The 14,300-nt window shown below is 60.2% G+C and carries 12 protein-coding genes; 9 read left to right on the plus strand and 3 right to left on the minus strand.

What is annotated here, in order from left to right:
- Window positions 1-5: 5 nt before the first annotated feature.
- The 9 genes from murD (at window position 6) to lpxC (ending at window position 10,510) form a co-directional block, all read left to right on the plus strand.
- Window positions 6-1,352, plus strand: coding sequence for a UDP-N-acetylmuramoyl-L-alanine--D-glutamate ligase (murD, locus tag ACSFE6_RS21615; RefSeq protein WP_435429479.1), 1,347 nt, complete (start codon window positions 6-8; stop codon window positions 1,350-1,352).
- Complete coding sequence (gene ftsW, locus ACSFE6_RS21620) at window positions 1,349-2,566, plus strand: putative lipid II flippase FtsW (protein ID WP_411961538.1); 1,218 nt, start codon at window positions 1,349-1,351, stop codon at window positions 2,564-2,566. The genes murD and ftsW overlap by 4 nt, the downstream gene beginning before the upstream one ends.
- Window positions 2,556-3,626, plus strand: a complete 1,071-nt coding sequence (gene murG, locus ACSFE6_RS21625) for an undecaprenyldiphospho-muramoylpentapeptide beta-N-acetylglucosaminyltransferase (protein ID WP_435429480.1) — start codon at window positions 2,556-2,558, stop codon at window positions 3,624-3,626. Before ftsW ends, murG begins: the two co-directional genes overlap by 11 nt.
- Window positions 3,619-5,079 (plus strand): UDP-N-acetylmuramate--L-alanine ligase, encoded by a 1,461-nt coding sequence (gene murC, locus ACSFE6_RS21630; protein ID WP_435429481.1) that lies wholly within the window; start codon window positions 3,619-3,621, stop codon window positions 5,077-5,079. The genes murG and murC overlap by 8 nt, the downstream gene beginning before the upstream one ends.
- Window positions 5,076-6,032: a D-alanine--D-alanine ligase gene (locus ACSFE6_RS21635; protein WP_435429482.1), complete on the plus strand. Its 957-nt coding sequence runs from the start codon at window positions 5,076-5,078 to the stop codon at window positions 6,030-6,032. The genes murC and ACSFE6_RS21635 overlap by 4 nt, the downstream gene beginning before the upstream one ends.
- Before the next feature lie 4 nt (window positions 6,033-6,036).
- Window positions 6,037-6,906 (plus strand): cell division protein FtsQ/DivIB, encoded by an 870-nt coding sequence (locus tag ACSFE6_RS21640; RefSeq protein ID WP_435429483.1) that lies wholly within the window; start codon window positions 6,037-6,039, stop codon window positions 6,904-6,906.
- 14 nt (window positions 6,907-6,920) lie between these two features.
- Window positions 6,921-8,180: a cell division protein FtsA gene (gene ftsA, locus ACSFE6_RS21645; protein WP_435429484.1), complete on the plus strand. Its 1,260-nt coding sequence runs from the start codon at window positions 6,921-6,923 to the stop codon at window positions 8,178-8,180.
- Window positions 8,181-8,292: 112 nt separating this feature from the next.
- On the plus strand, window positions 8,293-9,486 hold the full coding sequence (gene ftsZ, locus ACSFE6_RS21650; protein WP_433737049.1) for a cell division protein FtsZ: 1,194 nt from the start codon (window positions 8,293-8,295) through the stop codon (window positions 9,484-9,486).
- A 112-nt stretch (window positions 9,487-9,598) separates the two neighbouring features.
- On the plus strand, window positions 9,599-10,510 hold the full coding sequence (lpxC, locus tag ACSFE6_RS21655; protein WP_435429485.1) for a UDP-3-O-acyl-N-acetylglucosamine deacetylase: 912 nt from the start codon (window positions 9,599-9,601) through the stop codon (window positions 10,508-10,510).
- A gap of 173 nt (window positions 10,511-10,683) precedes the next feature.
- On the opposite strand, the gene ACSFE6_RS21660 is transcribed toward lpxC, so the two are convergent.
- The 3 genes from ACSFE6_RS21660 to ACSFE6_RS21670 all read right to left on the minus strand — a co-directional run bounded on the left by ACSFE6_RS21660 (window position 10,684) and on the right by ACSFE6_RS21670 (window position 14,088).
- The gene (locus ACSFE6_RS21660) at window positions 10,684-12,183 is read right to left on the minus strand and encodes a GGDEF domain-containing protein (RefSeq protein ID WP_435429486.1); all 1,500 of its coding nucleotides are present in this window, start codon (window positions 12,181-12,183) and stop codon (window positions 10,684-10,686) included.
- A gap of 164 nt (window positions 12,184-12,347) precedes the next feature.
- Entirely contained in the window at window positions 12,348-13,616 is a 1,269-nt protein-coding gene (locus tag ACSFE6_RS21665; protein WP_435429488.1) for an OprD family porin, read from the minus strand.
- Between the two features lie 247 nt (window positions 13,617-13,863).
- Window positions 13,864-14,088, minus strand: coding sequence for a hypothetical protein (locus tag ACSFE6_RS21670; RefSeq protein WP_435429489.1), 225 nt, complete (start codon window positions 14,086-14,088; stop codon window positions 13,864-13,866).
- Between the last annotated feature and the right edge of the window lie 212 nt (window positions 14,089-14,300).

Genomic DNA, 14,300 nt, shown 5'->3' on the forward strand with positions numbered 1-14,300 from the left:
AACACGTGTCGCTGATCGCTTCTGACCACTTCCGCATCGTTGTCGGCCTCGGCAAGAGCGGCATGTCCCTGGTTCGCTTCCTGGCGAACCGGGGCAAGTCGTTTGCTGTCGCCGATACGCGGGAAAATCCACCGGAACTGGCCACGCTCAAGCGTGACTATCCGCACGTGGAAGTGCGTTGTGGCGAGCTGGACGTCGAATTCCTGTGCCGCGCCGACGAGCTCTACGTGAGCCCAGGCCTGGCGCTGGCGACCCCGGCCCTGCAGGCCGCCGCCGCCCGTGGCGTGAAACTGTCCGGCGACATCGAGCTGTTCGCGCGTAACGCGAAGGCGCCGATCGTGGCCATCAGCGGCTCCAACGCGAAAAGCACCGTGACCACCCTGGTCGGCGAGATGGCGGAGGCTGCCGGCAAGCGTGTTGCCGTCGGCGGTAACCTTGGCACGCCGGCGCTGGATCTGCTCAGCGACGACGTCGAGTTGTATGTGATGGAGTTGTCGAGCTTCCAACTCGAAACCACTGATCAACTCAACGCCGAAGTGGCCACCGTGCTGAATATCAGCGAAGACCACATGGACCGCTACAGCGGTCTGCCGGCTTACCACCTGGCCAAACACCGGATTTTCCGCGGCGCGAAGCAGTTCGTGGTCAACCGTCAGGATGCCCTGACCCGTCCACTGATGGGCGAGGGACAGCCGTGCTGGACCTTCGGCCTGACCAAACCTGATTTCAAGGCATTTGGTATCCGCGAAGAAGGCGGCGAGAAGTACCTGGCCTTCGAATTCCAGAACCTGATGCCGGTGCGTGAATTGAAAGTTCGCGGTGCCCATAACCAGTCCAACGCACTGGCCGCTTTGGCGTTGGGTCACGCTGTCGGCCTGCCGTTCGACGCCATGCTGTCGGCTCTGCGCACTTTCGCCGGGCTCGAGCATCGCTGCCAGTGGGTCCGTGATCTGGATGGCGTGGGCTATTACAACGATTCCAAGGCCACCAACGTTGGTGCCGCGCTGGCGGCCATCGAGGGCCTGGGCGCGGACATCGACGGCAAGATCGTGCTGATCGCCGGTGGCGACGGCAAGGGGGCCGAGTTCAAGGATCTGCGTGATCCGGTGGCGGCCAACTGCCGCGCCGTCATTTTGATGGGGCGTGATTCCGACAAGATCGGTGAGGCCATTGGCGATGCCGTTCCATTGATCCGTGTCGGCTCGCTGGTTGAAGCCGTGGAGCAGTGCCGCGCCTCTGCTCTGGCGGGAGACGTAGTACTGCTGTCGCCGGCCTGTGCCAGCTTCGACATGTTCAAGAATTACGAAGACCGTGGTCACCAGTTCGTCCGCGCCGTGGAGGATCTGGCATGAGCCTGAAAGGCATCATCAAGCCGTATCCATCGCCGCTTATCACCGGGCGCGGTATCGATCTCGACTTCCCGATGCTCGCCGGTTGCCTGGCGTTGCTTGGCCTCGGGTTGATCATGATCGCGTCGGCTTCGACCGAAGTGGCGGCAGTACAGTCGGGCAGTCCGCTGTATTACATGATTCGCCACTTGATTTACGTGGTGCTGGGCCTGGGCGCCTGCATCGTCACCATGATGATTCCGATCGCCACCTGGCAACGCCTTGGCTGGCTGATGCTGATTGGTGCCTTCGGTTTGCTGGTGATGGTGATCATCCCCGGGATCGGCCGTGAGGTGAACGGTTCGATGCGCTGGATCGGCTTCAGTTTCTTCAACGTGCAGCCTTCCGAAATCGCCAAGGTGTTCGTCGTTATCTACCTCGCCGGGTACCTGGTGCGTCGTCAGAAAGAAGTGCGTGAAAGCTGGATGGGTTTCTTCAAGCCGTTCATCGTTTTGCTGCCAATGGCGGGCTTGCTGCTGATGGAGCCGGACTTCGGTGCCACCGTCGTGATGATGGGCGCCGCTGCGGCGATGCTGTTCCTCGGTGGGGTCGGGCTTTTCCGGTTTTCCCTGATGGTGGTCCTGGCGGTCGGGGCAGTGGTGCTGTTGATTCAGATGCAGCCGTATCGAATGGCGCGTCTGACCAACTTTGCCGATCCGTGGGCCGACCAGTTCGGTGCCGGTTATCAGTTGTCTCAAGCATTGATCGCGTTCGGTCGTGGCGAATGGCTGGGCGTTGGTCTGGGCAACAGCGTGCAGAAGCAGTTCTACCTGCCTGAAGCCCACACCGACTTCGTGTTTTCGGTACTGGCCGAAGAACTGGGTGCCGTGGGTTCCTTGTGCACCGTTGCGCTGTTCGTCTTCGTCTGTATTCGCGGCATGTACATCGGCCTGTGGGCCGAGAAGGCCAAGCAGTTTTTTGCCGCCTATGTGGCGTACGGCCTGTCGTTCCTGTGGATTGGTCAGTTCTTGATCAACATCGGCGTGAACGTCGGCCTGCTGCCGACCAAGGGCCTGACCTTGCCGTTCCTCAGCTACGGTGGCAGTTCGTTGGTGATTTGCTGCGCCTGTCTCGGATTGCTGTTACGCATCGAGTGGGAGAGTCGAACCCACCTGGGAAGTGAAGAGATGGAATTCCATGAGAGCGACTTCGCCGAGGAGCCGAATCATGGGCGCTAACGTATTGATCATGGCCGGCGGTACTGGCGGCCACGTGTTCCCGGCACTGGCCTGCGCTCGCGAGTTCCAGTCCCGCGGTTACACCGTGCACTGGCTCGGCACGCCGCGTGGCATCGAGAACGATCTGGTCCCAGCGGCCGGTATCGAGCTGCATCGGATCCACGCCAGCGGCTTGCGTGGCAAGGGCAAATTGTCCCTGCTCAAGGCGCCGTTCATGTTGCTCAAGTCGATCTGGCAGGCGCGGGCGATCATTCGCCGGTTGCGGCCGGCCTGTGTGGTCGGCTTTGGTGGTTATGTGACCGGTCCCGGTGGCGTTGCCGCCAAACTGGCCGGTGTGCCGGTGATCGTTCATGAGCAGAACGCCGTGGCCGGTACCGCCAATCGGTTGCTGGTGCCGTTGGCCGCCCGGGTCTGTGAAGCTTTCCCAGACACCTTTACCCTGTCGAACAGCCGTCGTACCACCGGTAACCCGGTGCGCACCGAGCTATTCCTCGAAACACCGCGACCAGCCCTGGCCGGTCGCAAGGCGCGTTTGCTGATCCTGGGCGGAAGCCTGGGCGCAGAACCGTTGAACAAGTTGCTGCCTGAAGCCTTGTCGCAAGTCGCCGTCGACTTGCGTCCGGACGTGTTCCATCAGGCCGGCAAAAACCACGATGAAGTGACTGCAGAGCGCTACCGCGCGGCTGGCGTCGAGGCGCAAGTGCAGCCTTTCATCAAAGACATGGCCCAAGCCTATGGCTGGGCTGACCTGGTGGTGTGTCGCGCAGGCGCGCTGACCATCAGTGAACTGGCTGCCGCCGGTCTGCCCTCGATGCTGGTGCCCTTGCCCCACGCGATCGACGATCACCAGACTCGCAACGCCGATTATTTGGCCCGCGAAGGCGCTGCCTTCCTGATGCCGCAAAGAACGACTGGCGCAGCGGATCTTGCCGCTCGCCTGACAGAGGTCCTGATGCAACCGCAACGACTCAACGAAATGGCCACTGCGGCCCGCCGCCTGGCCAAACCCGATGCCACCCGTAACGTGGTCGATACCTGCCTGGAGGTGGCCCATGGTTGAGAAACAGAAAGCCATGCCACAACCGGAAATGCGCCGCATCCGTCGCATCCACTTCGTCGGGATCGGCGGTGTGGGCATGTGCGGCATTGCCGAAGTGTTGTTGAACCTGGGTTATGAAGTGTCCGGTTCCGACCTGAAGGCTTCGCCGGTCACCGAGCGCCTGGAGTCTTTCGGCGCACAGATCTTCATCGGCCACCGCGCGGAAAACGCCGCCGCTGCCGACGTGCTGGTGGTGTCGAGTGCCGTGAACACCTCCAACCCGGAAGTCGCCAACGCGCTGGAGCGCCGTATTCCGGTGGTGCCGCGCGCAGAAATGCTTGCCGAGTTGATGCGCTATCGCCATGGCATTGCCGTCGCCGGTACCCATGGCAAGACCACCACCACCAGTTTGATCGCTTCGGTGTTCGCCGCCGGTGGCCTGGACCCGACGTTTGTCATCGGTGGGCGTCTGAACGCTGCGGGCACCAATGCCCAGCTTGGCACCAGCCGGTACCTGATCGCCGAAGCCGACGAAAGCGATGCCAGCTTCCTGCACCTGCAGCCGCTGGTGGCCGTGGTCACCAACATCGACGCCGATCACATGGCAACCTACGACGGTGACTTCAACAAGCTGAAGAAAACCTTCGTCGAGTTCCTGCACAACCTGCCGTTCTACGGCCTGGCTGTGTTGTGCCTGGACGATCCGGTGGTGCGTGAAATCCTGCCGCAGGTCAAGCGTCCGACCGTTACCTATGGCTTCGGCGACGACTGCGACGTGCGTGCCATCAACGTTCGCCAGCAGGGCATGCAAACCTTCTTCACCGTGCTGCGCCCGGATCGCGAGCCGCTGGATGTTTCGGTGAACATGCCGGGCAACCACAACGTACTCAACGCACTGGCGACCATCTGCATTGCCACTGACGAAGGAGTCAGCGATGAAGCCATCGTCCAGGGCCTGTCCGGGTTCCAGGGCGTCGGCCGACGTTTCCAGGTCTATGGCGAACTGCCGGTCGATGGCGGCAACGTGATGCTGGTCGACGACTACGGCCACCATCCGACCGAAGTCGCGGCGGTGATCAAGGCCGTGCGCGGTGGCTGGCCAGAGCGCCGGTTGGTGATGGTCTACCAGCCGCACCGCTACAGTCGCACGCGCGACCTGTATGACGATTTCGTCCAGGTATTGGGCGATGCCAACGTGCTGCTGTTGATGGAAGTCTATCCGGCCGGCGAAGAGCCGATCCCGGGTGCCGACAGCCGCAAGCTGTGTAACAGCATCCGCCAGCGCGGCCAGCTCGATCCTATTTATATCGAACGGGGAGTCGACCTCGCACCGGTGGTCAAGCCGCTGCTGCGCGCCGGCGACATTCTGCTGTGCCAGGGCGCCGGTGATATCGGCGGTCTCGCACCGAAACTGTTGAAAAGTGAGTTGTTCGCCGGCGCCGTGGCTGCGTCGGTCGAGGGGAAGTTGAAATGACTGCTGCCTACGCCAACCTCGTCTCCACTGTCGCGCCGAAAGATTTCGGCCGGGTCGCCGTGCTGTTCGGTGGCAAAAGTGCCGAGCGTGAAGTGTCCCTGAAATCGGGCAACGCCGTTCTCGATGCGCTGCAAAGTGCGGGTGTGGATGCGTTCGGGCTCGATGTGGGCGATGACCTGCTGCAGCGTCTGCTGAGCGAGAAAATCGACCGCGCCTTCATCATCCTCCACGGTCGTGGCGGTGAAGACGGCAGCATGCAGGGCCTGCTCGAGTGCCTGGGCATTCCTTATACCGGCAGCGGCATCCTCGCCTCGGCGCTGGCCATGGACAAGTTGCGCACCAAGCAGGTCTGGCACAGCCTGGGGATTCCGACGCCACGTCACGCGGTATTGAGCAGCGAAGCCGATTGTATTTCTGCGGCTGCGGAACTGGGCTTCCCTTTGATCGTCAAACCGGCCCATGAAGGTTCAAGTATCGGGATGGCCAAAGTGACTTCCGCGTCTGAATTGATCGACGCATGGAAAGCGGCCAGTACCTACGATTCGCAAGTGTTGGTCGAGCAATGGATTCAAGGTCCGGAGTTCACCATCGCCACCCTGCGTGACCAGGTGTTGCCACCGATTGCCCTGGGCACGACGCACAGCTTCTACGACTACGACGCCAAGTACATCGCCAACGATACCCAGTACCGCATTCCGTGCGGCCTGGACAGCGCCAAGGAGAAGGAACTCATGGACCTCACGGCAAAAGCCTGTGAGGCGCTGGGTATCTCCGGTTGGGGGCGCGCGGACGTGATGCAGGACGCCGACGGACAGTTCTGGTTCCTGGAGGTCAACACCGCACCGGGCATGACAGACCACAGCCTGGTGCCGATGGCGGCCCGTGCTGCCGGCCTGGATTTCCAGCAGCTGGTGCTGGCCATTCTGGCTGCAAGCGTTGAGGTAAGAGGTTAAGACCATGCAAGGCGCTCATTTGAGACATCAGCCCTCCGCACCAACCGGCCGCAAGCCGGTGCCGCGGGGTGCCAGCCGAATGGTGGCCAAAGAGCCGATGTCCGCGCGCCTGCCGAAAGCCAATTTCGGTTTTCTGAAAGGTCTGTTCTGGCCCGTACTGCTGGTGGCGTTGGGGTTCGGTACTTATGAAGGCGCGCAGCGTTTGCTGCCCTATGCCGACCGACCGATCACCAAAATCAACGTGCAGGGCGACTTGAGTTACATCAGCCAGCAAGCGGTGCAGCAGCGGATCGCCCCCTATGTGGCGTCGAGCTTCTTCACCATCGACCTGGCGAGCATGCGCACCGAGCTGGAACAGATGCCATGGATTGCCCACGCCGAAGTGCGGCGGGTATGGCCGGATCAGGTGGTGATTCGCCTGGAAGAACAACTGCCGGTAGCCCGTTGGGGTGACGAGTCGCTGTTGAACAACCAGGGGCAGGCGTTCACGCCCCGTGAGTTGGCGAATTACGAACACTTGCCACAGTTGTTCGGTCCACAGCGGGCTCAACAGCAAGTGATGCAGCAATACCAGGTACTGAGCCAGATGCTCAGACCACTGGGCTTCTCCATCGCACGTTTGGAGTTGCGTGAACGAGGCAGCTGGTTTCTGACCACTGGCCCCGGCAGCGCGGGCCCTGGAATCGAGCTGCTGCTGGGACGCGGCAACCTGGTGGAAAAGATGCGCCGTTTCATTGCCATCTATGACAAGACGCTTAAAGAACAGATTACGAACATTGCGCGCATCGATCTGCGCTACGCCAACGGCCTCGCTGTTGGCTGGCGGGAACCTGTAGCGCCGACGGCAGCCGTACCCGCTGTCGCGAAGAATTAAGAGAGGCAGGACCCATGGCAAACGTGCAAAGCGGCAAAATGATCGTCGGTCTCGATATCGGCACCTCCAAGGTGGTGGCACTGGTAGGCGAGGTCGCGGACGACGGCACGCTCGATATCGTCGGAATCGGTACACATCCGTCTCGCGGCCTGAAGAAAGGCGTGGTGGTGAACATCGAGTCCACCGTGCAGTCGATCCAGCGCGCCATCGAAGAAGCGCAACTGATGGCGGGTTGCCGAATCCACTCGGCATTCGTTGGCGTGGCCGGCAATCACATTCGCAGCCTGAACTCCCACGGCATCGTGGCGATTCGTGATCGCGAAGTGAGCTCCGCCGACCTCGAACGTGTGCTCGACGCCGCCCAGGCTGTGGCCATCCCCGCCGACCAGCGCGTACTGCACACCCTGCCGCAGGATTACGTGATCGATAACCAGGAAGGCGTGCGCGAGCCTCTGGGCATGTCCGGCGTACGCCTGGAAGCCAAGGTTCACGTGGTCACCTGCGCCGTCAATGCCGCACAGAACATTGAAAAATGCGTGCGTCGCTGCGGCCTGGAAATCGACGACATCATTCTCGAACAACTGGCGTCCGCGTACTCGGTATTGACCGATGACGAGAAAGAGCTGGGCGTGTGCCTGGTAGACATCGGCGGCGGCACCACCGACATCGCGATCTTCACCGAAGGCGCGATCCGCCACACTGCCGTGATCCCGATTGCGGGCGATCAGGTGACCAACGACATCGCCATGGCATTGCGTACCCCGACCCAGTACGCCGAAGAGATCAAGATCCGTTACGCCTGTGCCCTGGCCAAGCTGGCCGGTGCCGGCGAAACCATCAAGGTGCCAAGCGTTGGCGACCGTCCTCCACGCGAGCTGTCCCGCCAGGCCCTGGCCGAGGTAGTCGAGCCGCGTTATGACGAGCTGTTCACGCTGATCCAGGCCGAGCTGCGCCGCAGCGGCTACGAAGACCTGATCCCGGCCGGCATCGTATTGACCGGTGGTACCGCGAAAATGGAAGGCGCCACCGAGCTGGCCGAGGAAATCTTCCACATGCCAGTGCGCCTGGGCGTGCCTCACGGCGTGAAAGGCCTGGATGACGTGGTCCGCAACCCGATTTACTCCACCGGTGTCGGCCTGTTGATGTACGGCCTGCAGAAGCAATCCGACGGCATTTCGTTTTCGGGTATCGGCAGCCGCGACAGCTACAGCAACGAAGAACCGAAGGGCGCCTTGCTCGATCGCATCAAGAGCTGGGTCCAGGGCAATTTTTAAGAAGCAGCTTTAAGCCACAAGCTTCAAGCGGCGAGAGCAGAGCAAAGTAGTAGAAGCGACAGGCAGCAAAAGCAGTAGGCGAAAAAACTAGAGAACGTAAAGGAGAGGGAAAATGTTCGAACTCGTAGACAACATCCCCGCAAGCCCGGTTATTAAGGTTATCGGTGTAGGCGGTGGCGGCGGCAACGCCGTGAATCACATGGTCAAGAGCAACATTGAAGGCGTCGAATTCATCTGCGCCAACACTGATGCCCAGGCGCTGAAGAGCATCAGTGCGCGGACCATCCTGCAATTGGGTACTGGCGTGACCAAAGGTCTGGGCGCCGGCGCCAACCCTGAAGTAGGTCGTCAGGCCGCTCTCGAAGACCGTGAGCGCATTGCCGAAGTCCTGCAGGGCACCAACATGGTGTTCATCACCACTGGCATGGGCGGTGGTACCGGTACCGGTGCTGCGCCGATCATTGCCGAAGTGGCCAAGGAAATGGGGATCCTCACCGTTGCGGTGGTGACCCGTCCGTTCCCGTTCGAAGGTCGCAAGCGCATGCAGCTGGCCGACGAAGGCATCCGCCTGCTGTCGGAAAGCGTCGACTCGTTGATCACCATTCCCAACGAGAAGCTGCTGACCATCCTCGGTAAAGACGCCAGCCTGCTGTCGGCTTTCGCCAAGGCTGACGATGTACTGGCCGGTGCCGTTCGCGGTATCTCCGACATCATCAAGCGTCCGGGCATGATCAACGTCGACTTTGCCGACGTACGTACCGTGATGAGCGAAATGGGCATGGCGATGATGGGCACTGGCTGCGCCAGCGGTCCGAACCGTGCACGTGAAGCGACTGAAGCGGCCATCCGCAACCCGCTGCTCGAAGACGTGAACCTGCAAGGCGCACGCGGCATCCTGGTGAACATCACCGCCGGTCCTGACCTGTCCCTGGGTGAGTACTCCGACGTGGGTAGCATCATCGAAGCCTTCGCTTCCGAGCACGCCATGGTCAAGGTCGGTACCGTTATCGATCCGGACATGCGCGACGAGCTGCACGTGACTGTCGTTGCAACCGGCCTGGGCGCTAAAATCGAGAAACCTGTGAAGGTCATCGACAATACCGTTCACACGTCGATCGCTTCGCAGCCGCAACAACAAGCCCCTGTTCGTCAGGAAGCTCCAGCGGTGAATTACCGTGATCTGGATCGCCCGACCGTTATGCGCAACCAGGCCCAGGCCGGTGCTGCGACTGCCGCGAAGATGAATCCGCAAGATGATCTGGATTACCTGGACATCCCGGCTTTCCTGCGTCGTCAGGCCGATTGATGAAATGTATCAGGGCTATGAAGGTGATTGGTGTTCAGCAAAGGCGTGGTCTGCTATCATCGCCAGCCTTTGTTGATACCAGTTCGCAATTTGCGCTGAAGCGGCCCAAGCCATGATTAAACAACGCACACTGAAAAATATTATCCGTGCCACAGGTGTAGGTCTGCACTCCGGGGAGAAGGTTTACCTGACCCTCAAGCCTGCGCCGATCGACACCGGCATCGTCTTTCGCCGTGCCGACCTCGATCCTGTGGTCGAAATTCCGGCTCGTGCGGCCAACGTCGGCGAGACAACCATGTCGACGACGCTGGTCAACGGTGACGTCAAGGTGGATACGGTTGAGCACTTGCTCTCGGCCATGGCTGGCCTGGGCATCGATAACGCCTACGTCGAGCTCTCCGCGTCCGAAGTCCCGATCATGGATGGCAGCGCTGGACCCTTCGTATTTCTGATTCAGTCGGCTGGCCTGGAAGAACAGGACGCCGCCAAGAAGTTCATCCGCATCCTGCGGGAAGTGACAGTGGAAGACGGCGACAAGCGCGCCACTTTCGTCCCTTTCGACGGGTTCAAGGTGAGCTTCGAGATCGATTTCGATCACCCGGTTTTCCGTGACCGTACACAAAGTGCAAGCGTGGATTTTTCCAGCACTTCGTTCGTAAAAGAAGTCAGCCGCGCCCGTACCTTTGGTTTCATGAGTGACATCGAGTACCTGCGCAAGCACAACCTCGCACTCGGCGGCAGCGTTGAAAATGCCATCGTGGTCGACGCGGATGGCGTACTTAACGAAGACGGTCTTCGCTATGAAGACGAATTCGTGAAGCACAAGATCCTCGATGCAATTGGTGACCTGTACTTGCTGGGCAATAGCCTGATTGGTGAGTTCAAGGGCTTCAAGTCCGGTCATGCACTGAACAACCAGCTGCTGCGCAAGTTGATTGAGCAGAAAGATGCGTGGGAAGTCGTGACGTTCGAAGACGCCAGCACTGCACCGATCTCTTACATGCGTCCTGTTGCGGCCGTGTAAGTAAAAACCTCTCTAGTTTTTAAAGGCCACCTTCGGGTGGCCTTTTTTTATGCCCTGATATTTGTGGTGTCTGGTTGGGCCCCTTCGCGAGCAGGCTCGCTCCCACAAGAGGACGCGGTCTAAATGTGGGAGCGAGCCTGCTCGCGAAAGGGCCAGTTGCCTTGATGCAAAACTCAGGCGGAAACCACCCGATTGCGCCCCCGTTCCTTGGCCTGATACAGCGCCTTGTCTGCCGCAAACAGTAGTTGCTCCAGGCTGATGTCGCTGGCGGTCGTCCAGGTGCTGATGCCGATACTGACCGTCATCGGGTGTTCATCGCCTGCCACCACTGGCAACTGTTCCACCTGCATTCGGATGCGCTCGGCGATCTGCTGTGCGCCTTCGTTGCCGGTTTCAGCCAGGATCACCGAAAACTCCTCGCCGCCGTAGCGGGCTACCAGGTCTGTCGGGCGATGGACATTCGCGCCAATGACCTCGGCCAGTGAACGCAAGGCCTCGTCGCCGGCCTGGTGGCCGTGGCGGTCGTTGAACGCCTTGAAGCGATCGGCATCGATCATCAGTACCGACATCGGCTGGCCCGAGCGTTGAGCCCGAAACCATTCATGGCGCAAGGTCTGGTCAAGGGTTCTACGGTTGGCCACGCCGGTCAGGGCATCGGTGGCGGCCAGTTGCGCCAGCTCCTGCTCGGCGCTGTGGCGCAGGCGTAGCTCGCGGCAGAGCAGCCAGGTCAGCCATAGCAACGCGGCGCACAGGACCCCGGTGGCGCCGCTGATCACGATAGCCGTGCGCCTCCAGGTGGCGAATACCTCGTCACTGGACAGGGCGACGATCACCGTTAGCGGCAGGTTGCCAACCCGGCTGAAGGTGTACAGGCGTGGTTCCCGGTCAGCGCTCGAAACACCGTCAAAGCTGCCGCTGCCCTCGCGCAACATGCGCACGACGTTGGGTCGACCGGCATAGCTCTTACCAATCGAGCTGCCCTGCAGAAACGGCTTCTGTGCCAGCAGAACCCCGTCGTCGTTGATGATGGCCAGTGTGCTGCCGGTGCCGATATCGAGGCTGTTGAACAACTGATCGAAGTACGCCAGGCGCATTGAGGCCACCGCGACACCCAGAAATTCTCCGGAGGTCGAGGATATTCGCCGGCTGAAGCTGATTTGCCATTCGTCGCTGTAATCGCAATCGCAGCGAGGTTTGAACGGTCGGCTGATGAACATGCCAGCGTCGCGGTTGAAGACATGGGCGAGGAAGTAATCGCGGTCGGCGAAGTTACCCGGTTTGGGTTCGATCAACGACGAGTCGGCGAGTACTTCGCCGTGTTTGTCGAGCAACAGGATGTCGCTTTTGAAGCGTGCGGTGGTGGAGCGGTCGAAGAGCACCAGATGGCGGATCTGCGCCGACACCTGCTTGAGGTCATCCCGTTGCGCGGCGGCGATCAGGCCTTGCAAGGTCAGGTCGTACAGCTCCACCGTGCGCAGCACATCGGCATCGATCAATTGCGCGATGGTGGTTGCGCCGCGTATGGCCGCTTGCTGGGCGTTGGCGTGTTCGCGGATCAGTAGAAAGGTCACGATGCCGAGGATCGCGATGACCGTCAGGCTACTGCCAAGGATCGCCAGAAGCTCCGGCCGCCCGGCGCTGCCTGAAGGGGATGGGGTGCGGCGTACGGTCATGGGGCTCAAGTCTGCTTGAATGACTTGATAAGCGTAGTTGCATAACTGTAGGAGCGAGCTCGCTCGCGATAGTCGTGAACGATAACGCGTGAAACCAGATGCCCCGCGGTGGTCCTGGGTTTTTCGCGAGCAAGCTCGCCCCTACAGATTTCCTTCAGCGTTGATCAGAAAACATTGATCGGATAGTCGACGATCACCCGGTACTCATCGGTGTCCTGATCCAGTGCGCCATATCCGTTGCCGCCACGGTTGGTCGCCCATTGCAGGCGCAGCGCCAGGTCCTTGGCTTTTCCGCTCTGGACTACGTACTTGAGGTCGAAATCGCGTTCCCAGTGCTTGGCGTTCTCGCCGTCAGCGTTGTACCAGGTGGCGTAACCGGGACTGTCCGGATCGACTTTGGTGAGGTCCAGCGTGCCTCGGGAGTACGACACCGCCGACGTCAGGCCTGGCAAGCCAAGTCCGACAAAGTCGTAGGCATATTTGAGTTTCCACGAGCGTTCGTTCGGACCGTTGAAGTCTGAGTACTGTTGGGAGTTGTCGAGGAAAATGCTGTCGCCCTGGCTGATGTAATCGAACGGCGTATTGCCGTTGACCCGTTGGTAAGCCGCCGTGACGCTGTGATTGCCCACGCCCACGGTGAAATGCAGGCTGTAAGTGTTGTTGTCGATGTTGCCCAGCAGCGCATTACCGGTGTCCTGTGTGTGATAGACGTGCAGGCCGGGGTTGAAGCTGATCAGATCATCGAGCGCCCAGGTGTAATCCAGGTCGTAGTAGTACTGGTTCCAGATGTCCTTCAGTTCGGCGGCATACAGGCTGCTGGTCAGGCCCGGCAGGCCGCTCCAGGCCACGCCGGCCCAGTTCAGGTGCTGGCTCTCCTCACCCAAGGGCAGGGTGCCGTAGGACGTGCCGATGCGGGTATGGCCGCTCTGGTTGTAAGGCTTGGTGAAGCTGGCCTGTCCACCCTCGATCAACATATCGTCGAAGCTGTGGTTGGTCAGGCTGACTCCACGGAAGGTCTGGGGCAACATGCGGGTTTCGCCGCCGGCAATCACCGGGTTGGCGAGAAACAAATCACCGGCCTTCAACTCGGTGTCGAAGGCGCGCATTTTCAGGGTGCCACCGGCGGTCGAGAACGATCCCGGCGCTTTGCCGTTGCCATCACCGACCGGCAGGATGCTTGAATTATCGGTGCCACCACCGCCGTCGAGCTTGAGCCCAAGCATGGCGTGGGCATCAACGCCAAAGCCCACCGTGCCTTCGGTGAAACCCGACTGGAAGACGCCCAGCAAGCCCTGGCCCCATTCAATGTTGTCGTCGGCCTGCTGCAAGCGATTGCGGTTCATGTAGTAGTTGCGGGCATTGAGCTTGAGGCTCGAACCTTCGACAAATCCTGCGGGGGCCGAATCATCGGCGGCGCACGCCTGAGAGGCCATCGTTACAGCCAATGCAATGAATAGCGAAGTGGGGCGGAATTTGAAACGCACGTGCGGTAAAGCTCCTTGGTCAACTTTGAACGTCACTGTTTTTGAAGATTGAATGGTTATTCAACGGGAACGGCGCAATAAAAGTCCTTAAAGTCTTAACGAAAAAAAGCCGCTGATAGCAGCGGCTTGGAAGACAACTTTTCAAGGGGAAGAGCCGATGAAAAGTGTCGAGGGAAACAGGAGTGATGCGCAGCAATCAGCTGTCTTTTTCAACCCGTGGCTGGGCTTGAGTGCTTGATGCTTGCGGGGCCTGGGTGGCTTCCAGTGCTTTGGCGGTCATCTCGATCTGGTGTTCTTCGTAAGCGGCGGCGCGTGCGGTGTTATGCGCGACGAAAGACTGCGACTCTTCAGCCATGACGAACGGAGCGGCGAACAAAGAGGACAAAACGAAAGCGCTGGCAATACCCATACTGTTGGACATCTTAAAAACCTTCTTGCTTGGCAAGTGCTGTTTGGTGCGGGCAAAGATAAGGATGTCGGGCGATGGGAAAAAGAGCGGATTCATGAAAGGACTGTTGCGGGAAAGGCAACAGTTGGGTGTTCTCACGATTGTGGTCAACCCGAAACTACTGTGGGAGCGAGCCTGCTCGCGAAAGCGGTGGATCAGTCAGCATGGATGTTGGATGTGAAGGC

The sequence above is a fragment of the Pseudomonas baetica genome, from assembly GCF_051216495.1.
Classification (GTDB): domain Bacteria; phylum Pseudomonadota; class Gammaproteobacteria; order Pseudomonadales; family Pseudomonadaceae; genus Aquipseudomonas; species Aquipseudomonas baetica_B.

Coding starts and splice junctions, on each gene's coding strand:
- ftsW (WP_411961538.1), top strand. CDS start 1,349: ATGAGCCTGAAAGGCATCATCAAGCCGTATCCATCGCCGCTTATCACC.
- murG (WP_435429480.1), top strand. CDS start 2,556: ATGGGCGCTAACGTATTGATCATGGCCGGCGGTACTGGCGGCCACGTG.
- murC (WP_435429481.1), top strand. CDS start 3,619: ATGGTTGAGAAACAGAAAGCCATGCCACAACCGGAAATGCGCCGCATC.
- ACSFE6_RS21635 (WP_435429482.1), top strand. CDS start 5,076: ATGACTGCTGCCTACGCCAACCTCGTCTCCACTGTCGCGCCGAAAGAT.
- ACSFE6_RS21640 (WP_435429483.1), top strand. CDS start 6,037: ATGCAAGGCGCTCATTTGAGACATCAGCCCTCCGCACCAACCGGCCGC.
- ftsA (WP_435429484.1), top strand. CDS start 6,921: ATGGCAAACGTGCAAAGCGGCAAAATGATCGTCGGTCTCGATATCGGC.
- ftsZ (WP_433737049.1), top strand. CDS start 8,293: ATGTTCGAACTCGTAGACAACATCCCCGCAAGCCCGGTTATTAAGGTT.
- lpxC (WP_435429485.1), top strand. CDS start 9,599: ATGATTAAACAACGCACACTGAAAAATATTATCCGTGCCACAGGTGTA.
- ACSFE6_RS21660 (WP_435429486.1), bottom strand. CDS start 12,183: ATGACCGTACGCCGCACCCCATCCCCTTCAGGCAGCGCCGGGCGGCCG.
- ACSFE6_RS21665 (WP_435429488.1), bottom strand. CDS start 13,616: ATGGCCTCTCAGGCGTGCGCCGCCGATGATTCGGCCCCCGCAGGATTT.
- ACSFE6_RS21670 (WP_435429489.1), bottom strand. CDS start 14,088: ATGTCCAACAGTATGGGTATTGCCAGCGCTTTCGTTTTGTCCTCTTTG.